Source organism: Nonomuraea sp. NPDC050394 (genome assembly GCF_044459065.1).
GTDB lineage: Bacteria > Actinomycetota > Actinomycetes > Streptosporangiales > Streptosporangiaceae > Nonomuraea.
Window position 1 is genome coordinate 1,342,668 of sequence record NZ_JBITIO010000001.1, and the last position, 24,492, is coordinate 1,367,159.

Annotated in this window: 23 protein-coding genes; 21 read left to right on the forward strand and 2 right to left on the reverse strand. The window is 69.9% G+C overall.

Annotated features, from left to right (window positions below; translation table 11 throughout):
• Positions 1-210 precede the first annotated feature (210 nt).
• On the forward strand, positions 211-1,356 hold the full coding sequence (locus ACIBKY_RS06565) for a glycosyltransferase family 2 protein (RefSeq protein WP_397094924.1): 1,146 nt from the start codon (positions 211-213) through the stop codon (positions 1,354-1,356).
• Positions 1,353-2,981 (forward strand): glycosyltransferase, encoded by a 1,629-nt coding sequence (locus ACIBKY_RS06570; protein WP_397094925.1) that lies wholly within the window; start codon positions 1,353-1,355, stop codon positions 2,979-2,981. Before ACIBKY_RS06565 ends, ACIBKY_RS06570 begins: the two co-directional genes overlap by 4 nt.
• Positions 2,982-3,190: 209 nt before the next feature.
• On the opposite strand, the gene ACIBKY_RS06575 is transcribed toward ACIBKY_RS06570, so the two are convergent.
• A complete protein-coding gene (locus ACIBKY_RS06575; RefSeq protein WP_397094927.1) occupies positions 3,191-4,705 on the reverse strand; it encodes a glycosyltransferase in 1,515 nt (504 codons plus the stop codon).
• A gap of 146 nt (positions 4,706-4,851) precedes the next feature.
• On the opposite strand from ACIBKY_RS06575, the gene thrC reads away from it, so the two are divergent.
• The 5 genes from thrC (at position 4,852) to ACIBKY_RS06600 (ending at position 11,748) form a co-directional block, all read left to right on the forward strand.
• Positions 4,852-5,910, forward strand: coding sequence for a threonine synthase (thrC, locus tag ACIBKY_RS06580; RefSeq protein WP_397094928.1), 1,059 nt, complete (start codon positions 4,852-4,854; stop codon positions 5,908-5,910).
• A 26-nt stretch (positions 5,911-5,936) separates the two neighbouring features.
• On the forward strand, positions 5,937-6,857 hold the full coding sequence (gene thrB, locus ACIBKY_RS06585; protein WP_397094930.1) for a homoserine kinase: 921 nt from the start codon (positions 5,937-5,939) through the stop codon (positions 6,855-6,857).
• A 457-nt stretch (positions 6,858-7,314) separates the two neighbouring features.
• Positions 7,315-9,399, forward strand: a complete 2,085-nt coding sequence (rho, locus tag ACIBKY_RS06590) for a transcription termination factor Rho (RefSeq protein ID WP_397094932.1) — start codon at positions 7,315-7,317, stop codon at positions 9,397-9,399.
• Between the two features lie 452 nt (positions 9,400-9,851).
• Entirely contained in the window at positions 9,852-11,102 is a 1,251-nt protein-coding gene (locus ACIBKY_RS06595; RefSeq protein WP_397094934.1) for a sensor histidine kinase, read from the forward strand.
• 10 nt (positions 11,103-11,112) lie between these two features.
• Positions 11,113-11,748, forward strand: coding sequence for a response regulator (locus ACIBKY_RS06600; protein WP_397094936.1), 636 nt, complete (start codon positions 11,113-11,115; stop codon positions 11,746-11,748).
• 43 nt (positions 11,749-11,791) lie between these two features.
• Here ACIBKY_RS06600 and ACIBKY_RS06605 read toward each other — a convergent pair whose 3' ends face one another.
• Positions 11,792-12,874 carry a hypothetical protein gene (locus ACIBKY_RS06605; protein ID WP_397094937.1) on the reverse strand — a complete coding sequence of 361 codons (1,083 nt, stop codon included), beginning with the start codon at positions 12,872-12,874 and terminating at the stop codon, positions 11,792-11,794.
• A 240-nt stretch (positions 12,875-13,114) separates the two neighbouring features.
• Here ACIBKY_RS06605 and rpmE point away from each other — a divergent pair, with 240 nt between their 5' ends.
• The 14 genes from rpmE (at position 13,115) to ACIBKY_RS06675 (ending at position 24,474) form a co-directional block, all read left to right on the forward strand.
• The gene (gene rpmE / locus ACIBKY_RS06610; RefSeq protein ID WP_184965973.1) at positions 13,115-13,333 is read left to right on the forward strand and encodes a 50S ribosomal protein L31; all 219 of its coding nucleotides are present in this window, start codon (positions 13,115-13,117) and stop codon (positions 13,331-13,333) included.
• Between the two features lie 90 nt (positions 13,334-13,423).
• Positions 13,424-14,476 carry a peptide chain release factor 1 gene (gene prfA, locus ACIBKY_RS06615; RefSeq protein WP_397094939.1) on the forward strand — a complete coding sequence of 351 codons (1,053 nt, stop codon included), beginning with the start codon at positions 13,424-13,426 and terminating at the stop codon, positions 14,474-14,476.
• Entirely contained in the window at positions 14,473-15,327 is an 855-nt protein-coding gene (gene prmC, locus ACIBKY_RS06620; RefSeq protein WP_397094941.1) for a peptide chain release factor N(5)-glutamine methyltransferase, read from the forward strand. Before prfA ends, prmC begins: the two co-directional genes overlap by 4 nt.
• A 49-nt stretch (positions 15,328-15,376) precedes the next feature.
• Complete coding sequence (locus ACIBKY_RS06625; RefSeq protein ID WP_397094943.1) at positions 15,377-16,024, forward strand: L-threonylcarbamoyladenylate synthase; 648 nt, start codon at positions 15,377-15,379, stop codon at positions 16,022-16,024.
• 80 nt (positions 16,025-16,104) lie between these two features.
• A complete protein-coding gene (locus tag ACIBKY_RS06630; RefSeq protein ID WP_397094945.1) occupies positions 16,105-18,021 on the forward strand; it encodes a hypothetical protein in 1,917 nt (638 codons plus the stop codon).
• Positions 18,021-18,395: a hypothetical protein gene (locus ACIBKY_RS06635; RefSeq protein ID WP_397094946.1), complete on the forward strand. Its 375-nt coding sequence runs from the start codon at positions 18,021-18,023 to the stop codon at positions 18,393-18,395. The genes ACIBKY_RS06630 and ACIBKY_RS06635 overlap by 1 nt, the downstream gene beginning before the upstream one ends.
• Positions 18,396-18,462: 67 nt before the next feature.
• On the forward strand, positions 18,463-19,719 hold the full coding sequence (gene glyA, locus ACIBKY_RS06640; protein ID WP_397094947.1) for a serine hydroxymethyltransferase: 1,257 nt from the start codon (positions 18,463-18,465) through the stop codon (positions 19,717-19,719).
• A gap of 58 nt (positions 19,720-19,777) precedes the next feature.
• Positions 19,778-21,040: a glycosyltransferase family 4 protein gene (locus tag ACIBKY_RS06645; protein WP_397094949.1), complete on the forward strand. Its 1,263-nt coding sequence runs from the start codon at positions 19,778-19,780 to the stop codon at positions 21,038-21,040.
• A gap of 131 nt (positions 21,041-21,171) precedes the next feature.
• Complete coding sequence (locus ACIBKY_RS06650) at positions 21,172-21,594, forward strand: hypothetical protein (RefSeq protein WP_397094951.1); 423 nt, start codon at positions 21,172-21,174, stop codon at positions 21,592-21,594.
• Positions 21,595-21,658: 64 nt separating this feature from the next.
• Entirely contained in the window at positions 21,659-21,877 is a 219-nt protein-coding gene (locus ACIBKY_RS06655; protein WP_379609100.1) for an AtpZ/AtpI family protein, read from the forward strand.
• Between the two features lie 67 nt (positions 21,878-21,944).
• Positions 21,945-22,745, forward strand: coding sequence for a F0F1 ATP synthase subunit A (gene atpB / locus ACIBKY_RS06660; RefSeq protein WP_397094952.1), 801 nt, complete (start codon positions 21,945-21,947; stop codon positions 22,743-22,745).
• A 72-nt stretch (positions 22,746-22,817) separates the two neighbouring features.
• Positions 22,818-23,048, forward strand: a complete 231-nt coding sequence (gene atpE, locus ACIBKY_RS06665) for an ATP synthase F0 subunit C (RefSeq protein ID WP_132595523.1) — start codon at positions 22,818-22,820, stop codon at positions 23,046-23,048.
• A gap of 33 nt (positions 23,049-23,081) precedes the next feature.
• Positions 23,082-23,627, forward strand: a complete 546-nt coding sequence (locus tag ACIBKY_RS06670) for a F0F1 ATP synthase subunit B (protein WP_397094953.1) — start codon at positions 23,082-23,084, stop codon at positions 23,625-23,627.
• Positions 23,628-23,664: 37 nt separating this feature from the next.
• Entirely contained in the window at positions 23,665-24,474 is an 810-nt protein-coding gene (locus ACIBKY_RS06675; RefSeq protein WP_397094954.1) for a F0F1 ATP synthase subunit delta, read from the forward strand.
• The last annotated feature ends 18 nt before the right edge of the window (positions 24,475-24,492 follow it).

The following is a 24,492-nucleotide window of genomic DNA, read 5'->3' on the forward strand; positions in this document are numbered from 1 at the left end:
CACGACTTGAGAGGCACCAGGGGATATTGACACCCTAATAAACAGGTACGAGTTAACGTGCCATAAGTTCCTGAACGGAATCTGGGAGCCGCCGCCGTGTGACCTGCGGCAGGCGCCGTAACGAATGGGGGACCTCCCTCCTACCGAGCGGTAAAAGCGGCGTAAGGTAGGCGCCGTCTTCGAACCCCGCCGTCGAGGAGCGCCACGTTCATGACCGTCACCCCCTGCGGCTTCCGGCGTACACCGGAGAAGGGCCTGGCCCGCCTGCGCTGGGCCGGACGCGGCTGGACGGCCGAAGGAGAAAGGCTGCCCCCGGCCCCGCCCGGCCGCCTCGACCTGCCCGCCCTGCGGCCCTTGCGCGGGCTGGAGGTCGACTGGCCCGGCGGGCCCGTGCCGCTCGGGGAGATCGTGCGGCTGGCCGCCGCCGGCGTACCGCTCACCGCCGCCGAGGCGCCCGCCTGGGTGCCCGCGCCCCTGGCCGGACTGCTCGCCGACCGCGAGTGGCTGGCCGGCGAGCCCGCCGGCGGCCTGCGCTGCGTGGCCGACCTGCGCCGCGAGGAGCACAGCGTACGGCTGCGCCGCGTGGCCGCCCGGCTGGCCGCGACGCCGGGGGAGTTCCCGGCGAGCTTCGCCGGTGAGGTCGCCTCGGCGGCGCGGCCCAAGGTCAGCGTGGTCATGTCCACCAAGCGGCCGCACCTGGTGGCCGAGGCGCTCGCGCAGATGGCGCGGCAGCGGCACGTCGAGGTCGAGGCGGTGATCGGGCTGCACGGCGTGCCGTACGAGGCGGTGCGCGCCGCCGTCGAGTCCGCCGCGCTGCCGGTGTCGTGCGTGGTGTCGCAGGCCGCGTTCGGCGAGGTGCTGAACCTGGCGGCGGTCCGCGCGAGCGGCGACTACCTCGTCAAGTGGGACGACGACGATTGGTACGGTCCCGAGCACCTGTCGGACCTGCTGCTGGCCATGCGGGCCACGGGCGCCGACATCGTGGGCGCCACCGGCGAGTTCTTCTACCTCGAACCGCTCAACACCACGATCCGGCGCACCACCTTCGCCAGCGGGGCGGCGTACCCGAGCGAGGTGTGGGCGGATCACGTCGCGGGGGGCACGATTCTCCTCGCTGCGGCGAAATTTCGGTCTTTAGGGGGATTTCCTGCCTTGCCTCGGGCGGTGGACAAGGCCTTCCTCAAGGCCGCCCAGGCTCAGGGAGCGCGCATCTACCGGACCCACGGGCTCGGGTACGTGCTGCGCCGTACGCTCAGCGACGAGCACACCTGGCAACTGCCCCTGTCGCATTTCCTCAAGGTGGCCGCCAACCAGTGGCGCGGCTTCCGGCCGAGCAGGCTCATGGAAGCGGCATGAGGGTCCGGGGCAACGACTACCGGGTGCTCGCGCCGCCCGCGCAATGGACGCCCTCACTCAAGGTCAGCGTGGTCATCCCCGCCTACGGCGGGCAGCACGAACTCGACCTCGTCCTGCGGGCGCTGGCCAGGCAGACCTACCCGGCCGGGCTCACCGAGGTCATCGTCGTCGACAACGGCAGCGACCCGCCGCTACGGCTGCCGCGGGAACGCCCCGAGAACACCACGCTCGCGCTCTGCCCGCGGCCGGGCCGGGCCGCCGCCCGCAACACCGGGCTGGCCCTGGCCACTGGTGACGTCATCCACTGGCTCGACTCCGACGTGCTGCTCACCCCCGGCGCGATCGAGGCGCACATGCGCTGGCACCACCGCGCCCCCTACCTGGCGGTCACCGGCTACATCAGGTTCACCGAGGCCGAGGTCCCCGCCGAACTGCCCGACGACCTCGAGAAGGCCTTCGAACCCGCCCGCCCGCACGCCTGGATCGTCGACCTCGTCGAGCGCACCCGCGGGCTCACCGACAACCCGCAGCGCCCGTTCAGCCTGCACGTCGGCGGCGCCACCTCGGTCAACGCCCGCCTCGTCGCCGCCGCCGGACCCATGGACGAGGACCTGGTACTCGGCCAGGACACCGAGATGGGCTACCGGCTGGCACAGGCCGGGGCCGTGTTCGTGCCCGAACCGCTGGCCCGCGCCTACCACCTCGGCCCCACCATGCGCATGCGCGACAAAGCGCCCATCGACCGGGTCAGCCACGCCTTCGTCGCCGACCGCATCCCCACCTACCGCTGGCTGCGCGCCCACCCGGGCCGCGCGTGGAAGGTCCCCTACGTCGCCGTCGTCGTGGACGGCACCGCCGGGTACGAGACCGTCCGCACCACCGTGGACGCGGTGCTCGCCGGGACCGTCCCCGACGTCCGCGTGGTCCTCGTCGGCCCCTGGGACACCCTCGACCGCGACCGCCGCGCCCCCCTGCGCGACCCCGCCCTCGACCTGGTGCTGGTCCACGGCCACTACCAGCACGAGCCGCGGGTACGGCTGGCCGTCACGGACACCCCCGACCACGCGGTGCCCTGGATCCTGCGCCTGCCCGCCGGATGGGCGCCCGCCGAGGACGGCCTGGCCCGCATGCTGGACCTGGCCGCGGGCGAGGGCCTGGGACTGGTCAACGTTCTGCTCAGCGAGTCGCCGTCCGGCCTGGTCGGCGCGCGCCTGGAGCGGGCCTCCGCCTTCGCCAGGGCCGCCCTCGTGGCCGGGCCGGGGGAGGATCTCGACGACGCCGTCGACGACGTGTCCGGCGTGACCTGGGTGGAAGGCGAGAGCTACGGCTTCACCGAGGCGCCCGCCGAACCCCTGGGCCGCCGCGGCGCGCTGCGCGCCCGCCTGGAGGCGCAGTCGGAGGCCGCCCGGCTGGGCAAGGAGGTCGAACGCCTGCGCGTCCAGACCGCCAAGTGGCGGGAGGAGGCGGGCACGTGGCGTAAGAGCGCGGTGGAGCTCCGGCGCGAGGTGGGCGGGTTGCGCCGCCAGCTCGCCGCCGCCAACCGCACCCAGCGCAGCCTCCGCGCCCTGCTCGCCGCCGCCCTGAAACGCGCCTGGACCAAAAAACCGGACGGCCCCCAACCCTGACCCCTGCACACCCCGCCACACGCGCCCTTCCCGGACCGCGCCCTTCCGGGTTGTGCCCGACGGTGCGGCCACCCGCCGCGTCACGCTTCTGGGTATCTCGCCGGGCAAGACCGACGTTGCGCTCACCTGGAGGTGACAAGGCGCTTTCGGGTCTTGTGCGCCGGAACCCCGAGATGATGTCCGGAGCCCAAGGAAGCCTGGTGTGTCGGTTAGTTGGGGCGGAGGGCGGACTTGAGGCGGTTCAGGAGGGTCTTCTCCTCCGCCGGAACTGCCGGAACTGCCGGACCTGCCGGGACCGCGGGGATCTGGATGGGCTCGGGTGTCTTCGCGTCGGCGGCGGGCGGGGCTTCCGGCAGGGGTGGCGGGGGCCAGTAGCGGGCCGGGGCGGCGTGCCGTACGCCATGGGTCTGTTCGATCACGGCGTCCAGGTCGTCAGAGACGCCCGCCAGCAACACGGCCCGCGCGAGCGCCGACGTGCGCTCAAGCCGCGCGCTGCGCCCGGCGCCCACGTCGACCACGAGCACCCCGTCGAGGTCCTTCTGCACCGTCTCCACCATCCGCTCCAACGTCGCCCGGTGCAGCGGCACGTCCACCGGCCCCCGGTAGCGGAACGGGATGGGCGCGGGCGTCGGCGCGGCCTCGTCGATGAGGCGGACGCGGTCGTCGTAGGCGAACAGGTCGCGCATCATGCGCAGGTCGAAGCTCGGGTCGCCCAGGACCGATCGGCGTTCGTCGCGCAGCGTCGACCACGGCGCCACCAGCGTCACGACGACGTCCTGCAGCTTGCCGTCGAGGGCGGCCGCCACGGCCTGCCGTACGACGGGCGCGGGGGTGTCGCCCACCTCGAACACGATCTCCACGTACGGCACCAGCCACCGCCGCCCCCGATCCTTGCGCAGGTCGCGGCGGAGCGGGATCCGGTGCGAGAAGGCCGGTTCGACGGCCCGCACGACCCGGTCCTTGTCCACCCGCTGCGCCGGAAGCCCGAGATGTACGGCCTTGGCCGCCTCATCCGGGATGAACACCACGCCGTGCATCGCCAGCCGGTAGGCGAACTCGGTGTCGCCGCCGCGGTGCACGTTCGGGTCGAGACCGCCAACTGCGTGGAAGATCTCCCTGGGAAGGGCGAGCGTCGGCCCTGTGCACACGTGGTAGGGATTGCGGCTCTTGCGCAGCCCGTCGGTCTTGGCGATCGTCGCCTCGGTGGAACTGGCCACGGCGGCGTCCAGGTCGAACAGCTCTTCCAGGTGTCCCGCCCGGTAGATCTGCTCGGCCTTGAGCGGCGGCGGCTCGACGAAGCGCTTCATGCCGATCGTGACCAGGTAGTCGGTCACGTGATGCCAGCGGGCGAGCGCCTCGATGTGCTCGCGGCAGGGCACCATGTCGGCGTCGAGCCGCTGGATGATCTCGCCGTCGGCGGCCAGGGCGCCGGTGTTGACCGCGTTGGAGATGCCCCATCCGTCCGTGACGGGCACGATCCGGGTGTTGAACGGCCGGATCTCCGGCAGCTCGATCGCCGGACGGCTGCCGTCGTCGACGACCAGGACCTCCATGAGGTGGTCCGGATAGGTCTGCGCGGCCAGCGCCGCCAGCGCGAACTCCAGGTACGGCCCGCCATGGGCCGGAATCACGACGCTCACCGACAGCGACGGCGACCAGGCGCCCAGCTCCGGCGGTGTGAGCGGTGAAAAGTCGTTCTGCCGCACAGCAGGACGCGCGTTCATAGTCGATGACCCCCTGGCGGGAAACCTTAGCCGGGGTTGCTGAATATTTCCTGAAAAGGCGTGGTGTCCATGCTGTGGACTCGGCTCCTCGTCCCCATCCGGAAGCCCGTACACTCGGTGCCCAACACCGCAGGTAGGGAGTCATCATGGCTAGGTCGTGGCGTGGCCTCATCGAGGAGTACCGAGAGCGTCTTCCGGTCACCACGACGACGCCCGTCGTCACGCTGCTGGAGGGCGGCACGCCGCTGGTGCCCGCGCACCGGGTCTCCGCGCTGACCGGCTGCGACGTCTACCTCAAGGTCGAGGGCGCCAACCCGACGGGCAGCTTCAAGGACCGCGGCATGACGATGGCCATCAGCAAGGCCGTCGAAGAGGGCGCGAAGGCCGTCATCTGCGCCTCCACCGGCAACACCTCCGCCTCCGCCGCCGCCTACGCGGTACGCGCCGGGCTCACCTGCGCGGTGCTCGTGCCGCGCGGCAAGATCGCGATGGGCAAGCTGGCCCAGGCGCTCGTCCACGGGGCGACGCTGCTGCAGGTCGAGGGCTCCTTCGACGACTGCCTGGAGATGACGCGCAAGCTGTCGTCCGAGTACCCCATCGCGCTGGTCAACTCCGTCAACCCCTTCCGGCTCCAGGGCCAGAAGACCGCCGCCTTCGAGATCGTCGACACGCTGGGCGACGCGCCCGACATCCACTGCATCCCGGTGGGCAACGCGGGCAACATCTCGGCGTACTGGATGGGTTACCAGGAGTACGCGCAGGACGGCGTCTCCACGCGGCGTCCGCGCATGTTCGGCTTCCAGGCCAGCGGCGCGGCCCCGATCGTCAACGGCGCGCCGGTGGCCCGTCCCCACACGATCGCCACGGCCATCCGCATCGGCAACCCGGCCTCCTGGCAGCTCGCCGAGGCGGCCAGGGACGACTCCGACGGCGTCATCCAGTCGGTGACCGACCGCCAGATCGCGGCCGCGTACAAGCTGCTGGCGCAGGAAGAGGGCGTCTTCGTCGAGCTGGCCTCGGCGGCGAGCGTGGCGGGACTCCTGCAGGCCCACGCCAACGGCCTGGTCGAGTCCGGCCGGCGCATCGTCTGCACGGTCACCGGCAACGGACTGAAGGACCCCGACTGGGCCATCTCCGGCGCTCCGGCCCCGGTGACGATCCCGATCGACGTCCACGCCGCGGCGGGCGCGCTCAACCTCGCCTGACCACGCGATCTGAGGGAAACAACACATTGATCACTGTTCGCGTGCCCGCGACCTCCGCGAACCTCGGTCCCGGCTTCGACACGCTCGGCCTCGCGCTCGGCATGTACGACGAGGTCGAGGCCGAACTCACGGGAGACCGAGTCCAGGTCACCGTGGAAGGCCAGGGGGAGGGCGAACTCGACCTCGGCGAGGGCCATCTCGTCGTCAAGGCGATGCGCAAGGCGTTCGACCGGATGGGCATGGCGCAGCCCGCCGGCATCCGGCTGCGCTGCCTGAATCGCATCCCGCACGCGCGCGGGCTGGGATCGTCGTCGGCGGCCATCTGCGCGGGCATCCTCGCCGCGCGCGCTCTCGGCTCTCAGCGAACATCGCCGGAGGGCGCGCGCACGCTGTCGGACGACGAGGTGTTCGCCCTGGCCACGGAGATGGAAGGCCACCCGGACAACGTCGCCCCATGTTTGGCCGGAAATCTCACGATTTCATGGACCGACCATGGGGGGTCACCGCATATGGTGAAAGTCACCCCCGATGCGAGAATCCGTCCGGTCGTGCTCGTCCCATCGGCACGGGTGTCCACGGAGACCGCTCGAGGGCTGCTCCCGAAGGACGTGCCCCACAAGGACGCTTCCTTCAACGCCGGCCGGGCCGCGCTGCTGATCGCCGCGCTCACCCTGCGTCCGGAGAGCGACCTGCTGCTCGCCGCCACCGAAGATCGTCTCCACCAGAAATACCGCGCGCCTGCGATGCGCGACAGCGCGGATCTGGTAGAACGTCTGCGTGCGGTGGGCGTGCCCGCGGTCGTTTCGGGAGCGGGCCCCACGGTTCTTGCGTTTTCCACACCGGATACGCAGGATTTGATCGCGCCAGAAGTGGGTAATGACTGGCACATCCAGCTAATGGACGTCGACCCGGATGGTGCGAACGTTCAGTTCCCCGAGACACGCTGATGCCTCTTTAGACCTTCAGGGAATAGCCGTGTGCGCTGGTGATGTTAGGCTGATAGCCGCACCAGATGCCCCCTTGGTGGGTGCGTGCTTGTCAGCCACACATCGCTGCTTCATGCTGCACGTCGCGAGGCGTGGGCAGCGCGGCTGTCTCCCCGGAATCCGGCGTCTCCCATGGACCTACACCCGGTTGGTTCACCACGAGACGACGACTATGGGGATCTGCGCGTTCGAATCACCTCGACATCTGGCTGGCGACAGCAATCTGGGGGGTGTCCTCCATGCGCCACCGTCCTGTGGCGGCCTGGACGAACCCCTCCCCAATAGTGGCGGCCGACCTGCGCGGCGGCCGAAGATCGCAGCGTGCATCCCGACCCGGTCTGTCCCGCCGGATCGACAGCACCTCCGGGACGCCCGGTACAGCAAAGCCGGCGCCCGACCCCTGGGAAGGACCTTTTAGTTGAGCGACACCACCGAACTCCTCTCCGACGCATCGGGCGCGTCTGCGCAGCCCGCGTCCGGCGACACCCCCACTCGTGCCGCGGCCAAGCCGCGTGCGCGTCGCTCCGGCACCGGCCTGTCCGCCAAGGTGCTGCCCGAGCTGCAGAAGATCGCTGCCGAGCTCGGCATCAGCGGGACCGGACGCATGCGGAAGAGCCAGCTGATCGCGGCCATCCAGGAGAAGCAGGGTGGCGGTTCCGGTGACAGCGCCCCGGCGGCTCCGCCCGTCGCGGAGGCTCCGGCGGCCGTGGCCGAGGCGCCCGCCGCCGAGCGGCCCACCCGCGCGAGGAGGGAACGTTCCCGGGCCAAGAGCACCGAGGAGACCAGCGCACCCGTAGCAGAACCGGTGGTCACGGCCCCTGAGCCGGTGGCCGCCGCCGCCCAAGCCGAGCCGGTCGTGGCCGCGGCTCCCGCCGTGGTGGAGCAGCAGCAGCCGGCCGCCGAGGCCGTTCAGAGCGACCCCCAGGGCGAGTCCCGTGGCGACCGCGGTGACCGTGGCGACCGGGAGAGCCGCCGTGAGCGCCGCACCCGCGGCGAGCGGCGCGACCGTGGCGACCGCGGTGAGCGTGGCGACCGCGGTGACCGCGGCGGTGACCGTGGCGAGCGCGGGAGCGACCGTGGCGAGCGTGCGGGGAACGACCGTGGCGAAGGCGGCCGTGCCGACCAGCGCGCGGTGGACGCGGGCAGCCGCGGTGACCAGCGCGGTAACGACCAGCGTGGCAGTGACCCTCGCGGGGGCGACCCCCGTGGCGGTGACCAGCGCGGTGGCGACCCCCGTGGTGGCGACCCGCGCGGCGGGGCCGACGACGACGAGCGCGGGCGCGGACGGCGTGGCCGTTTCCGTGAGCGCAACCGTGGCCGTGGCCGCGACCGCTTCGACAGCAACGAGCCGGTCATCGGCGACGACGACGTGCTCATCCCGATCGCCGGCATCCTGGACATCCTCGACAACTACGCCTTCGTGCGGACGAGCGGCTACCTGCCGGGCTCCAACGACGTCTACGTGTCGCTGGCCCAGATCCGCCGCAACGGCCTGCGCAAGGGCGACGTCGTCACCGGCGCCGTCCGGCAGCCGCGCGACGGCGAGCGCCGCGAGAAGTTCAACGCCCTGGTCCGCCTCGACACCGTCAACGGCATGGACCCGGAGCAGGCGCGCAGCCGTCCGGACTTCAACAAGCTGACGCCGCTCTACCCGCAGGACCGCCTGCGCCTGGAGACCGAGCCGAACATCATGACGACCAGGATCATCGACCTGGTCTCGCCGATCGGCAAGGGCCAGCGCGGCCTGATCGTCTCGCCGCCCAAGGCCGGTAAGACGATGGTGCTGCAGGCGATCGCCAACTCGATCACGCGCAACAACCCCGAGTGCCACCTGATGGTCGTGCTCGTGGACGAGCGTCCAGAAGAAGTCACCGACATGCAGCGGTCGGTCAAGGGTGAGGTCATTCACTCCACCTTCGACCGTCCCGCCGAGGACCACACCACCGTCGCCGAGCTCGCCATCGAGCGCGCCAAGCGCCTGGTGGAGCTGGGCCACGACGTGGTCGTGCTGCTGGACTCGATCACCCGCCTGGGCCGCGCCTACAACCTGGCCGCCCCCGCGTCGGGCCGGATCCTGTCCGGTGGTGTCGACTCCACCGCTCTCTACCCGCCCAAGCGCTTCTTCGGCGCCGCGCGCAACATCGAGAACGGCGGCTCGCTGACGATCCTCGCCACGGCCCTGGTCGAGACCGGGTCCAAGATGGACGAGGTCATCTTCGAGGAGTTCAAGGGCACCGGCAACATGGAGCTCAAGCTCAGCCGTTCCCTGGCCGACAAGCGCATCTTCCCGGCGGTGGACGTCGACGCGTCCAGCACCCGTAAGGAAGAGATCCTCATGGCCAAGGACGAGCTGCAGATCGTCTGGAAGCTGCGCCGGGTGCTCCACGCGCTCGACATGCAGCAGGCGCTCGAACTGCTTCTGGAGAAGATGAAGGAGACGAAGTCCAACGCGGAGTTCCTCCTCCAGGTCCAGAAGACCACCGTAAGCAACGACCGCGACTAGATCGCGGTTTGAGGGCGGCGGGGATCCTTCCCGCCGCCCTTTGGCTTTCCGTCGTCGTGGTCTGTTGTCGTTACGGCACAGCCGCCAGGACCACCGCCCGCCGCCATCGGCGCGCCACCGCGACCGTGCGCCCGTCGCCGCACCCCACCCCGCCGCCACAAGGCACGTAACCCGGAGGCACGGTCAAGCCTGCCCCGATCCTCCAGAACCCCTGAACCCTCCGGGCCCCCGCAACCCCGGCCCCTCAGGACGCTCCTAACCCCCCCGATCCCCGGAACCCCGATCCCCGGCCCCTCCGGGCCTTCGCGGCTTTCCGAGGGTGCCGGATCGCCGAGGCCCTCAGTCCCGGCGTCGGTACCCCAGGGGTTTGGGCTTGATGCGGGGGTTAACCCCACCATGAAGCGGGCGCCACCGGCATTCCCGGATGCCGTTGGCCCAGGCACGCTGGAACCGTGGATGTGCCGTTGCGTGAGCGGGTGCCGTTGGGGCCCAACGGGCCGGTCGGGGTCGTGGTCGATCCGCGTACCTGGCGGGCGGTGCCGTACCTGCTGGTGAGTTTGTTCTTCGGGCTGGCCTGGTTTCTGGTCGTGGCGTTCGGGAGCACGATCTCGCTGGTCATGACGGTGGTCTGGGTCGGGTTCCCGTTGCTGCTGGTGACCGTGCTCGTCTGGCGTGGGGCGGCGATGCTGGAGCGGCGGCTGTTGTGGCTGGCGTTCGGGGTGCGGATCCGGGATCCCTATCGGCGGCGTCCCGAGCGGGGCGTCATGAACCATCTCAAGTGGCTCTTCCGGGATCCGGCCACCTGGCGGGATCTGGGGTATCTGATACTGCTCGCGCCGCTCAGCCTGCTGGAGTTCGTCGTGGTGATGGTGCTCGGGAGCCTGTCCGTGGCGTTGATTCTCGCGCCGTTCCGGGAAGAGCTGATGATCGGCGCGGCCTTCGTGGTGAACACGCCTGTGGAGCGGGCGATGGCTGTTCTGGCCGGGTTCGTGATGGTGGCGGTGCTGGCGTACGCGGTGCGTGGGCTGAGTCTGCTGCACGGGACGCTCGCGGCGGCGTTGCTGGGCGGCGGCGAGGAGGAACGGCTGCGGGCCAGCCGGGCCAGGGGCATCGACGCGGCCGAGGCCGAGCGGCGCAGGATCGAGCGCGACCTGCACGACGGGGCGCAGCTGATGCTGCTGTCGGTCGCCATGGACCTGGGACGGGCGCGCACCAAGCTGGACGACGACCCGGAGCAGGCCAAGGAGCTCATCGCGCAGGCCCACACGGGCACCAGGGCCGCGATCGCCGAGCTGCGCGACCTGGCGCGCGGCATCCATCCGGCGATCCTCACCGACCGGGGCCTGGACGCCGCCCTGTCGGCTCTGGCCGCGCGGGCGCCGATCGGGGTCGACGCGGCCGTGGACGTCGGCGAGCGGCCTCCTGCGGCCGTGGAGAGCATCGCCTACTACATCGTGGCCGAGTCGCTGGCCAACATGGCCAAGCACGCGGTGGCCACGGAGGCGTCGGTACGGGTCGTACGCGCGGGCCAGATGGTCACCGTCGAGGTCTGGGACAACGGCATCGGCGGCGCGACCCTGCGTCACGGCGGCGGCCTGGCGGGGCTGGCCGACCGGGCGGCGACCATCGACGGCGTGCTCGTGCTGAACAGTCCGGTGGGCGGGCCCACGCTGGTTCGCGCGGAACTGCCGTGTGAGTGGTAGTCATGAGCGCATGCGAGTGGTGATCGCCGAGGACTCGGTGCTGCTGCGTGAGGGCCTGGCCCGCCTGCTGGCCGACGGCGGCATCGAGACGGCGGCGGCGGTGGGCGACGGCCCGTCGCTGATCAGCGCGGTCGAACACCACCGGCCCGACCTGGCGATCGTGGACGTGCGCATGCCGCCGAGCAACACCGACGAGGGCCTGCGCGCCGCCCTCGACGTGCGGGCGCGGCGGCCGGACTTCCCGATCCTCGTGCTGTCGCAGTACGTGGAGGAGCGCTACGCGGCCGAGCTCATCGGCCCCGGCGTGGGCTACCTGCTGAAGGAGCGGATCTCCGACGTGGCCGAGTTCCTGGCGGTGGTGCGGCAGGTGGCGGAGGGCGGCACGGTCATCGACCCCGAAGTCGTGCTGCAGCTTCTGGGCAGGCAGCGCAGGGGCACGGCGATGGACATGCTGTCTCCGCGCGAGCGCGAGGTCCTGGCGCTCATGGCCGAGGGACGCTCCAACACCGCCATCGCGGCCCGTCTGTCGGTCAAGGAAGGGGCCGTGGAGAAGCACATCTCCGGCATCTTCGCCAAGCTCTCGCTCGGCCAGGCGCCCGACGACCACCGCCGGGTGCTGGCGGTGCTGGCCTACCTCGGGCGCTGAAACGGCCCGCGCCGAGCAGGCGCGGGCCGGTCAGTGAGACGGGCTACTTGACGTTCACGAACTTCTGCGGGGACCAGGCGCTCCTGGTCTTGCTCGTCCCGGAGACCTTCACCTTGACGTAGCCGTCCTTCTTGATCTTGACCTTGGTGCTGTACTTGCCGGCCGAGTCCGTCTTCACGAACGCGATGCGCTTGTACGTCTTGGCGCCCTTGGCCTTGTAGTAGACGGCCAGCACCTTGCCCTTGTAGGCCTTGCCGGCGCGGGTGGCCTTGCCGTACACCTTGACCTTCGTGCCCTTCTTCTGCACGGAGAGGGTGACCTTGGACTTGGCCTTCTTGGAGACGCCGCCCTCGGGCTCGTTGACGGTGAAGGCCACCTGGCCCTTGAACGTCTCGCTGCCCCGGGTCGCGCTCACCTCCAGGGTCCACGCGCCGGGCTCGGTGTCGTCGCTGAAGAACGTGCTGCCGGTGTAGACGCCGTAGCTGTCCTGGCTCAGGGTGCCGAGGTCGTAGTACTCGCTGGTGTCGTCGCTGACCAGGCGGGCGCTGACCGAGCCGGCGTCCTTGACCCTGGCGCGGACGTCGACCTGGACCTCGCGGCCCTTCTTGAGGTTGACGGGGTCGGGCGTCACCGAGGCGCTGATGCTCGCCTTCTTGCCCGTCACGCTGACGGTGAAGGAGTCGCTGCTGATCGATCCGCCGCGGCTGACCTTGAACGTCAGCGACCAGTCGCCGGCCGGGTCGTCGCTGGAGATGCTGAACGATCCCGTGCCGGCCGCCGAGGTGGGCAGCCTGCCGTCGCTCCCCTTGGACGGCTGGCTGTAGGAGACGTTCACCGAACGGGCGCCCTTGCCGGGCGGCGAGATCTCGGCGGTGACGCTGGCCGGGACGGTCGTGTTCGGGTCGGTGCCCAGCGGGTCCTTGACCGTGAAGTTGATACTGGCCTGGACGGTTCCGTCGCTCGGCACGTAGGTGTTGCCGGCGGAGACGCCCGTGATGTCCCCTGCCGCGGTGCGGGCGGTCAGGGAGGTGGAGGCTCCGGCGGCCGTGGCCGTGATTCCAGCGCCTCCGAGGAGAACGGCGGCCCCCGTGGCGGTCGCGAGCAGCAACCGCACCTTTCTCATCATCTCTTTTGATGTCCTTTATGGGAGGAAAACTAATGATTGATGCGCGGGAGCCTAGTGTGACAGGAGTGAGTTGGGCATCAAGATCCGGGGAATGCCTGGTGGCCCGGGATGGTTGCAACGTCTGGCACACTGGTAGCTGAACCGAAGCGGTACCGGTTCCCGCCGCGCGCACCACATCAGTGTGCGACCGCGCGCAGAGCAGCTGAGGCGACCCGGCGACCGCACCCCGAAAGGACTCACATGAAGAGCGACATCCACCCGGAGTACCACGTCACGCAGGTGACCTGCACGTGCGGTAACTCCTTCACGACCCGCAGCACCGCGAAGAACGGCGTCATCCACGCCGACGTGTGCTCGGCCTGCCACCCGTTCTACACGGGCAAGCAGAAGATCCTGGACACCGGTGGCCGGGTGGCGCGCTTCGAGCAGCGCTTCGGCAAGAAGGCCCAGAGCAAGTAGCTCCCCTGACGCCGGCCCGACGCACTCACTGGTGCGCCGGGTCGGCGTTCTTGGTGATACGGCCGGCACGGACGACATTAGGGACCCACGGTGAACCTGGACGAGTTGCTCAAGGAGTACGCGGAGCTGGAGACGCAGCTCGCCGATCCCGCCGTGCACGCCGACCAGTCCAAGGCCCGCACGCTCGGCAAGCGTTACCGCCACCTCACCCCGATCGTCGGCACCTACCGCGAGCTGGAGAGCGTCCGCGACGACCTCAGCGCCGCCAAGGAGCTCGCGAGCGAGGACGAGGCGTTCGCCACCGAGGCCGAGGAGCTCGCGGCCCGCATCCCCCTGCTGGAGGAGAAGCTCCGCCACCTGCTCATCCCGCGCGATCCCAATGATGACAAGGACATCATCATGGAGATCAAGGCCGGCGAGGGCGGGGAGGAGTCGGCGCTGTTCGCCGGCGACCTGCTGCGGATGTACCTGCGCTACGCCGAGCGCCTGGGCTGGAAGACCGAGGTCATCGAGGCCCAGCACTCCGACCTCGGCGGCTACAAGGACGTCACCGTCGGCATCCGGGCCAAGGGCGACGAGGGCGTGTGGTCAAGGCTCAAGTACGAGGGCGGCGTCCACCGCGTCCAGCGGGTGCCCGCCACCGAGTCGCAGGGCCGGATCCACACCAGCGCCGCGGGCGTGCTCATCTATCCGGAGGCGGAGGAGGTCGACGTCCAGATCGACCCCAACGACCTGCGCATCGACGTCTACCGCTCCAGCGGACCCGGCGGCCAGAGCGTCAACACCACCGACTCCGCGGTGCGCATCACCCACGTGCCCACGGGCGTGGTCGTCTCCTGCCAGAACGAGAAGAGCCAGCTGCAGAACAAGGAGTCGGCGCTGCGCATCCTGCGCGCCCGCCTGCTGGCCATCGCCCAGGAGGAGGCCGACGCCGCCGCGCAGGCCGAGCGCAAGTCGCAGGTCCGCACCGTCGACCGTTCCGAGCGCATCCGCACCTACAACTACCCGGAGAACCGCATCTCCGACCACCGCGTCGGCTTCAAGGCGTATAACCTCGACCAGGTCCTCGACGGCGAGCTCAACGCCGTCACCCAGGCCCTGATCGACGCCGAAACGGCGGAGAAGCTCGCACAACACTCATGACATTTCTGCTGGACGAGATCGCACACGCAACGGCCCGGCTGGCCGAGGCCGGCGTGCCGTCGCCGCGCACCGACGCGGAGGAGATCGCGGCGTTCGTCCACGGCGTGCGCAGAAGCGAGCTGCACACGGTCAAGGACGGCGACTTCGACGCCCTGTTCTGGGAGGGCATCGCCAGGCGCGAGGCGCGCGAGCCCCTTCAGCACATCACCGGCCACGCCTACTTCCGCTACCTGGAGCTTGAGGTTGGCCCCGGCGTCTTCGTCCCTCGACCGGAGACCGAGGTCATGGCCGGGTGGGCCATCGAGACCCTGCGCGCCATGGACGTCGCCCAGCCGCTCGTCGTCGATCTCGGCACCGGCTCCGGCGCGATCGCCCTGTCCATCGCCCAGGAGGTCTCGCTGGCCGAGGTCCATGCGGTCGAGGTCGACCCCGGCGCGTACACGTGGGCCAAGCGCAACATCGCCGAGCACGGCCAGGGCCGTGTCCACCTGCACCCCGACGACCTCGCGGAGGCGCTGCCCGAGCTCAACGGCACCGTCGACATGGTGATCTCCAACCCGCCCTACATCCCGCCCGGCGCGATCCCGCGCGACCCCGAGGTGCGCGACTACGACCCCTCGCGGGCGCTGTACGGCACGGGCGACGACGGGCTCGACGAGGTCAGGGCGGTGGAGCGTACGGCGTTCCGCCTGCTGCGGCCGGGCGGCTGGGTCGCGGTCGAGCACGCCGACCAGCAGGGCCGGTCGGTCTACCTGACCTTCCCCGAGGACAATGGCTGGCGGGACGTACGCCTGCGCCAGGATCTCACCCGGCGAGACAGGTTCGTCACCGCCAGGCTGGCCCAGGACTAGGATTCGGGCGAGCACCGCCCATCCAGAACGCAGAGAGGCCGACAGCGCCGTGGGACGACGATTTGACTGCTCGGACGCCGACCAGAAGGCCGAAGGCCTGACCGAGGCCGCCAACGCGGTGCGCAGGGGCGAACTCGTGGTGCTCCCGACCGACACCGTCTACGGCATCGGCGCCGACGCCTTCACCCAGAGCGCCGTCACCGCGCTGCTGGAGGCCAAGGGCCGGGGCCGCGAGATGCCGCCGCCCGTGCTGGTCGGCACCGTACGCGCGGCCAACGCCCTGGTCGAGGACCTCGGCCCCTACGGCCAGGACCTCATCGACGCCTTCTGGCCAGGTCCGCTGACGATCGTGTGCAAGGCCAACCGGGCGCTGTCGTGGGACCTCGGCGACACGAAGGGCACGGTGGCGCTGCGCATGCCGCTGCACCCGATCGCCCTCGACCTGTTGAAGGAGACCGGCCCGATGGCCGTCTCCAGCGCCAACCGCTCGGGCTCGCCCGCCGCCACCACCGCGGACGAGGCGGAGGACCAGCTCGGCGAGTCCGTGGCCGTCTACCTGGACGCCGGACCGACGAATGACAACACGCCCTCGACCATCCTCGACCTGACCACCGCGGTGCCGCGGCTGCTGCGGGGCGGGGCGATCCCGGTGGAGAAGTTGCGGGGGATTGTCGGGTACGTCGCCACCGACGGCTGATCCCAGCGATACCCGCTGTTTATCACGCGAGTCACAGGCGGCACGGGCGGCCTACCGTGGTGCCCGGAGGTGGCTCGCCCATGGGCAAGTTCGACGGCATGGACCCGAAGCTGGTGCGTGACCTGCTGGCCGAGGTGAAGCAGGCGGCGGGGGAGCTGCGCGCGATCGAGGGCCGGGTCGCCCAGGTGATGAGCGGGGCGGGGCTGGCCACCCGGGCCATGCATCGGCCGGGGCAGGTCGCCGAGGCCATCGACACGATGTCCAAGGACGTCAACACCCGGCTGACGGTGCTGGAGAAGCGTGAGGACGCGCCTCGGGGCGCGGACGCGGGCAAGGACCCGGTGCGTGTACTGGGCGGGAACGACGAGCCCAAGGACGGCGCCAAGACCCCGACCGGTCCCGTGGACGAGCCGAAGGAAGAGCGCGGAGACGACCGCTCGCGCTACGACAACCCCAGGGCGGACGATCCGAAGCCGGGCGACAAGCCGGACGTGAAGACCGACGACAAGCCCGACGTGAAGACCGACGACAAGCCCGACGTCAAGACGGACGATAAACCGGACGCCAAGACGGATGACAAGCCCGACGTGAAGACGGACGACAAGCCGGACGTCAAGACCGAGGACAAGCCGGACCCGAAGGGTGACGACAAGCCGGATCTCAAGGGCGATGACGTCACCGCCACCGACGAGAACAAGAACGACAAGAAGGACGACCCGGTCAAGGGTGACGAGCCCAAGGACGACGAGCGTGACAGCAGGCGTGACCGGGGCGCCGAGCCTCCCCTCGACCCGACCAAGCCGCAGGTCGTCGAGGTGGACGGGGTGAAGGTCCTCCAGGTTCCCCTCGATCCGCCCACAGCCGAGGAGCTGGAGGAGCTGATCAGGAACATCGACGACGTCCAGCCCCAGGACACCCCTACGCTCGCCGGCGACACCACTCCGGGCCAGATCCAGCCCGGCGGGAAGACGGTCGACGCCGGCCTCGGTACCTGGGCGAACGACGGCAGCGACGTGGTCTCCGCGGACGCCCGGCCGATCGACCCCGCAGCCCTGAAGGCGCTGATCGAGAACATCAGGGACGTCCAGCCCATGGACATGCCCGGGGTGGAGGTGCCCAAGGGGGAGTGGGGCAACGGCCAGTGGGCGCCGCAGGACATCAAACCCGACGGCCCACCGGGCTCCCTCGACCCCGGCAACCCCACCACGACCCCGGACCCCTCCGGCAACCCAACCGCCACCTCCGGCAACCCCGCCACACCTCCAGAAACCTCCGGCAACCCGGCCCCGCCCTCCCAACCGGTCGGCAACCAGCCCCCGACCTACCAACCGGTCGGCAACCCGCCCGCGACCTCCGACGTCTACGGCAACCCGGCCCAGCCCGTCGGCAACCAGCCCTCCGACACTTCCGGCAGCGCGGCTCAGCCGGTCGGCAACCAGCCCTCCGACACTTCCGGCAGCGCGGCCCAGCCCGTCGGCACCCAGCCCTCCGACGCCTCCGGTGAGCAGGGCAACTGTGCGAAGACCGGCGGAAACGACACCGCACCGGGCACCAAAGCCGATCCCGGCACCCCGGGCACCTCCGGTGACCGTGGTCAGACGGTGCCGGCGGGTGACCGTACCGGAGTGGAGAACGGCGACCGTACCGGAGTGGAGAGCGGTGACCGCACCGGAGTGGAGAGCGGTGACCGTACCGGGACCGAGTACAGCACTCCGGCGGGCGGACGTGCCGGAGCGGAGGACAGCAGCCCGGCGGCGGGGAGCGCGGGACCGCGGCAGTGGGCCGATGACGGCGGCGATGTGGTGTCCGTGGACGCCGACCCGCTCGACCCCGCGGCGCTCAAGACGCTCATGGACAACGTGCGCGACGTCCAGCCGATGGAGATGCCGAGTGTGGAGGTGCCCAAGGGGGAGTGGGGCAAGGGGGAGTGGGTGCCTGAGGACATTCGGCCTGACGGCCCGCCGGGTGCGGTGGAGCCGGGCGAGAGGAGTCGCTGATGTACGTGGACCCGCCCGCCCCCCAGCCCCGCCAGCCCGGCGAGACCCCGCCCGCCACCGCCTCCGGCGCCCTGGACGGCCAGCCGAGGGCCTGGGAGTTCAATCCCGAGTACCAGCGCCTGGTGACCGCCTGGCAGGCCGTCATGCCGCTGCTGGAGTCGCTGACGACCGCTCTGGACAAGGCCTACCAGCTCGCCCGGAGCCCGCAGACGTGGGACGCTCCGGTGGGGGCGCGCTACGTCGAGGATCTCGCGGAGTGGCGTACCCGGCTGGGCCTCTACCGGCAGGCGGTGCTGACCGCGATCAGCGACGAGGCCGCGGACACGCCGCGCTGGGTGCCGAGCTCCGCCGGGGCTCCGCATGCCTTCTCCTGACGGCGATCCGGCGCGTGGTGCCAGGGGGACCTGCGTCGGGTGAGGGAAACGGGCGTACATTGAGAAAATGCCCTACTACGGGCCAGACTTCGGCCTGCTGCAGCAGCAGGATCCCGAGATCGCCCAGGTGTTGCTCGACGAGCTCGACCGGGTGCGCGGCGGGATCCAGCTGATCGCGAGCGAGAACTTCACCTCGCCCGCCGTGCTCGCCGCCCTGGGTTCGACCCTCACGAACAAGTACGCGGAGGGCTATCCGGGACGCCGCTACTACGGCGGCTGCGAAGTCGTGGACCGGGCGGAGCGGCTGGCGATCTCGCGGGCCAAGGAGCTGTTCGGGGCCGAGCACGCCAACGTCCAGCCGCACTCGGGCGCCTCGGCGAACCTGGCCGCCTACGCCGCGCTGCTGCAGCCGGGCGACACGATGCTGGCCATGGCGCTGCCGCACGGCGGCCACCTCACGCATGGCTCGAAGGTGAACTTCTCCGGAAAATGGTTCGACGTGGTCGCGTACGGCGTGCGGCGCGACACCGAACTCATCGACTACGACGAAGTCAGGGCGCTGGCCCTGCGCCACCGGCCGAAGGTGATCGTCTGCGGCGCCACCGCCTATCCGCGCCTGGTCAACTTCTCGATCTTCCGCGACATCGCCGACGAGGTCGGGGCCTGGCTGCTGGCCGACGTGGCCCACACGATCGGGCTGATGGCGGGGGGTGCGATCCCGAGCGCGGTGCCGTACGCGGACGTGGTCACCTTCACCACGCACAAGGCGCTGCGCGGACCGCGCGGCGGCGGCATCCTCTGCACGCGCGAGGTCGCCGCGCGCGTGGACCGGGCGGTCTTCCCGTTCGTGCAGGGCGGGCCGCTGATGCACGCGATCGCGGCGAAGGCGGTGGCGTTCGGCGAGGCGTCGCGGCCGGAGTTCGCCGACTACGCCAGACGGGTGGTCGCCAACGCGAGGGCGCTGAGCGACACGCTCGCGGAGGAGGGCATGCGCCCGGTGTCCGGCGGCACCGACAGCCACCTGGCGCTGATCGACCTGCGCGCGCTGGGCGTCACCGGGGCCGAGGCGGAACGCCGGTGCGCGGCGGCCGCGATCACCCTGAACCGCAACGCGATCCCGTATGATCCCGAACCACCTGCCGTCACGTCAGGAGTCAGGGTCGGCACGCCCTGCGTCACCACGCAGGGCATGGGACCCGAGGAGCTGAAAGAAGTGGCAACACTCGTGGCGCAGGCGGTGAGATATCCGGACACTGTCGCTGAAGTGCGGAGACGGGTTTCGGAGCTGCTGGTCATACACCAGCCTTATCTCAGCGAATTATAAGCTGTTCTGTGTCGTTTTCCGGTCACAGTAGGCCGGAGGATCAGGGAAACTGATGCCCGTGCGCGAATACCTCTTCATGGCGTTGGTCGCGGCGGCGGTGACGTTTCTACTCGTGCCGCTGGTCCGTCGCTTCGCCATTCGCATCGGAGCGATGCCCGAGGTTCGCGAGCGCGACGTGCACACCACGCCGACCCCGCGCCTGGGCGGCCTCGCCATGTACTTCGGCATGGTCGCGGGCCTGCTGGTGGCGGGCAACCTCAACCGCACCGGCTACGTCCTGTCGCAGGACCAGACCACGCTGGCGCTGATCGTGGCGGGCGGCCTGATCACGCTGACCGGCTTCCTGGACGACTGGTGGGGCATGGACCCCTTCATCAAGCTGGGCGGCCAGATCGCGGCGGCGGGCGTCATGGTCTTCTTCGACATGCGCCTGACCTCGATCCCGCTGCCCGACAGCTGGGGCGGCGCGTACGTACTCGACTACAACCTGAGCACGGTGCTGACGATCCTGATCGTGGTCGTCGCCATCAACGCGGTGAACTTCGTCGACGGGCTCGACGGCCTGGCGGCCGGCATCGTCGGCATCGCCGCGGCGGCCACCTGGATGTACTCGATCTTCCTCGACCAGGCCATCGAGCAGAACCGCATCAACACCACGGCCGCCATCACCGCGATCCTCATCGGCATGTGCCTCGGCTTCCTGCCGCACAACTTCCACCCGGCCAAGATCTTCATGGGCGACACCGGCGCGATGCTGCTGGGCCTGGTGCTGGCCGGCTCGCTCATCACGGTGACCCCGCTCGACCCGTTCTCCTTCGATGGCATCAACAAGTTCGGCACGCTGGTGCCGCTGCTGCTGCCGGTGGCCGTGCTGGTCCTGCCGCTGACCGACCTGATAACCGCCGTGGTCAGACGCACGTCCCACGGCATGTCCCCGTTCGCGCCCGACCGGGGTCACCTGCACCACCGGCTGCTCGACATCGGCCACTCGCAGCGCCGCACGGTCCTGATCATGTACGCGTGGACGGTCCTGTTCGCCTTCGGCCTGGTGACGATGTCGGTCTTCGGGGTGCCGATCCTGCTCTTCCCGATTGTGATTCTGCTCGCACTCGGCGTGCTGGTCATGATGGCGCTGCCCCGGTTCCGCGGCCGCGGCGGCGCGCACGCCGCGCCGCGTGGCGACTCCGGCGATGACGACGACGGCCCGCCGACCGGCCCGATGCCCGTCATCCAGCCGTTCGACGAGGTCACCCGGCAGGTACGCCGCCCGTCCCCCAACCAGGAGCGCAACACGGTCCAGGCGTTCCCCGGCGGTTCATGATCGCGAACTAGAAACGGCAGGTAAAAGCGGTCTTCCATGAGCTTGTGATATCTTTCACGAGCAAGGCCCCCCAGACGCACCGGCTCTGGGGGTAGCAAACGCTCGCTTGATAACTCGCTACGGGAGCACCGATGCAGGCCAACGACGTGCGCGTACTCAAAAGCGCCGCGCTGCCCACGCTGGCAGTGGGCGCCGTTGCCGCCATCGTGGCCTTCTTCCTCGCGGGAGGTAAGGGAGTCATCGGAGCCCTGGTCGGGCTCGCGCTGGTCGGTGTCTTCTTCAGCATCAGCGTGGTGGTCGTCTCGTACGCCGCCAGAATCTCCCCGCAGATGATGGCCGCCGCCGCCATGGTCAGCTACCTCGTCAAAGTCGTCGTCATCATGGTCATGCTCTCCACGTTCGGTGACACCACCGTGTGGAACCCGCGGGCCTTCGCCTGGAGCGTCGTGATCTGCACGATCGTGTGGACCGCGGCCGAAGTCAGGGCCTTCGTGAAGACGAAGATGCTTTACGTGGACCCCGACGCCAAAGTCCCGGGGCAGGGCGACTCATGAGCAAGGTAAAGGGGCGGGTCCGATATGACTAGTCCTCTGCTTGCCTGCTATCGTCGGGCGCGCGATGAGCGAAGAGAAGAAGCGCCGGCCCGAAGACGACGGCCAGGACTTCGCCAACGCCGCGTGGTCGATTCCCAGCTACCTTCTCTCCGGGATGGCGATCTACGGCGGTGCGGGCTGGTTGCTGGACCGCTGGTTCGGCACGTCCGCGCTCTTCCCCATAGGCATTGTCGTGGGGGTCGCTCTCGCCGTCTACCTGGTCTACCGGAAGTACGGTCGCTGACCCCACCTGGCGATCGCTTCGCTGAGGAAACCCTTGTGATCCACTACGACGTTGAAGGGGACGCCGCGTGAATGCGCTGACGGTCCTGGCCGCCGACACTCCTGGCGAGTTCGGGGCGCCGACGCCCGAGTCACTGTTCGACCTTGCCCCGATCATTCCCGGGGTCGCCTGGTTCACCAAGCCGGTTCTCCTCGCGATCCTCAGTTCGATCATCGTGATCGGCTTCTGCTGGGCCGCCTTCGCGAAGCCGAAGATCGTGCCCCGGGGTGTCCAGAACGTCGCCGAGTACGGCTACATGTTCGTGCGCGACCAGGTCGCCCGGCCCTTCCTGGGCAAGGACGCCGACCGCTGGATGGGCCTGCTCCTGACCATGTTCTTCCTGGTGCTGGTCTGGAACCTGATGGGCGTCGTGCCCTTCGTCCAGTTCCCGGTCGCCTCGCACATCGCCTTCCCCGCGGTGCTCGCGATCACCATCTACATCCTCAAGGTGTATCTCGGCGTCAAGCACCAGGGTGCCGTCGGCTACTTCAAGAACATGATGTTCCCCCCGGGACTTCCCAAGCCGATCTACTTCCTGCTGGCCCCGATCGAGTTTCTCTCGAACATGATCATCGCGCCTTTCACGCACGCGGTGCGACTGTTCGCCAACATGTTCGCCGGTCACATGCTGCTGGCCTTCTTCAGCATGGTGGGCTTCTGGTTCCTGTTCGAGAAGCTGACCCCGCTGGGCGCCCCGATCGGCGTGCTCGGTGTGGTGATGACCATCATCTTCACCGGCTTCGAGATGTTCATCCAGTTCCTGCAGGCATTCCTCTTCGCGATGCTGGCCTCGATGTACATCGGCGGCTCGCTGCACGCGGAGCACTGAGAACCACATACCGGAACAGTCCGTGACCGGTGAGACTCCGCTTCACCGGCCGTCCAGTAAAGGAAAACAGCAATGAGCGTTCTCGCTGAGGTCTCCGGCAACGTCACCGCCATCGGTTACGGTCTCGCCGCCATCGGCCCCGGCATCGGCGTCGGCATCATCTTCGGTCAGGGCGTGCAGGCCATCGCCCGCCAGCCGGAGGCGTACGGTCTGATCCGCCAGAACATGCTCCTCGGCTTCGTTCTCACCGAGGCCCTGGCTCTGATCGGTCTGGTCGCGCCGTTCATCTTCCAGGCCATCTAGTTACAGAAGACCCTCTGACGAAAGGCTGCACCCATGACTAAGGCAGCTACGCTCCTCGCTGCGGAGGAGGGGTACAACCCCCTCCTGCCGCACACGTACGAGCTCGTCGTCGGTATCTTCGCGTTCGCCGTTGTCGCCTTCTTCCTCATCAAGGTGCTCGTCCCGCGCATCCAGAAGACTCTGGCCGAGCGGACCGACGCCATCGAAGGCGGCATCAAGAGGGCGGAGGAGGCTCAGGCTGAGGCGCAGGCGCTGCAGCAGCAGTACCGCGACCAGCTGGCCGAGGCCCGGCATGAGGCGGCTCGTCTGCGCGAGGAAGCTCGTGAGCAGGCCGCGCAGATCAAGGCCGAGCTCCGCGAGGAGGCGCAGGCCGAGGCCCGTCGTCTCGTCGAGGCGGCGCACGCCCAGATCGAGGCCGACCGCCAGGCGGCGTTCGCCTCGCTCCGCAACGAGATCGGCCGCCTGTCGACCGACCTGGCCGGACGCATCGTCGGCGAGTCCCTTGAGGACGAAGCCCGGCAGCGCCGTACCGTCGACCGGTTCCTCGACGAGCTCGAGAACTCCGCGGCGGTGCGCTGATGCCGGAGCGAACCCGACGCACTGAGCGGAGCGAGACATGAGGGGTCTGAGCAGGACCTCGCTGGCTGAGGTGGAGGAGCGCTTCAACGCCGCGGCCGGCAGCGCCGACCTCGGCGCGCTCTCCGACGAGCTGTTCGCGGTCACCGACCTGCTCGACCGCGAGCACGGTCTGCGCCGCGCCCTGTCCGACCCGGCCAGGCCCGCCGGGCAGAAGGCGGAGACCCTCCGCGGCCTGCTCCAGGGCAAGGTCGGCGACGCGACCCTCACCACCGTCGAGGCCGCCGTCGCGGCCAGGTGGTCGCGGGCCGGGGACCTGACCGACGTGCTGGAGCGGCTCGGCGTGGTCGCCGCCGCCGCCGAGGCCGAGGGGCAGGGCAAGCTGGACGACGTGGAGGACGAGCTCTTCCGCTTCGGCCGCATCGTCGCCGCCAACCCCGAACTGCGCCGCGCTCTCACCGACGCGTCCGCGCCCGTCGAAGGCAAGCAGCGGCTGCTGCTGGACCTGCTCGGCGGCAAGGTCGCACCGTCCACGCTGCGTCTGGTCACCCAGCTGGCCGCACACCCGCGAGGACGTAATCTGGAGGGTGGCCTCGAGGAGTACGGGCAGCTGGTCGCTCAGCAGCGCCAGCGCCTGGTCGCGGTGGTGCGCAGCGCCGTCGCGCTCAGTGAGGAGCAGAAGCAGCGCCTGACGGCGTGGCTGCGCGGCTCCTACGGCCGCGACGTGCACCTGAACGTCGAGGTGGATCCGCGTGTGCTCGGTGGATTCTCGGTCCGCATCGGCGACGAGATCATCGACACCACCATTGTGGGACGAATCGAAGAAGTCCGCCGCCGGCTGGCCGGCTAAGGCGAATAGGGAGACAGA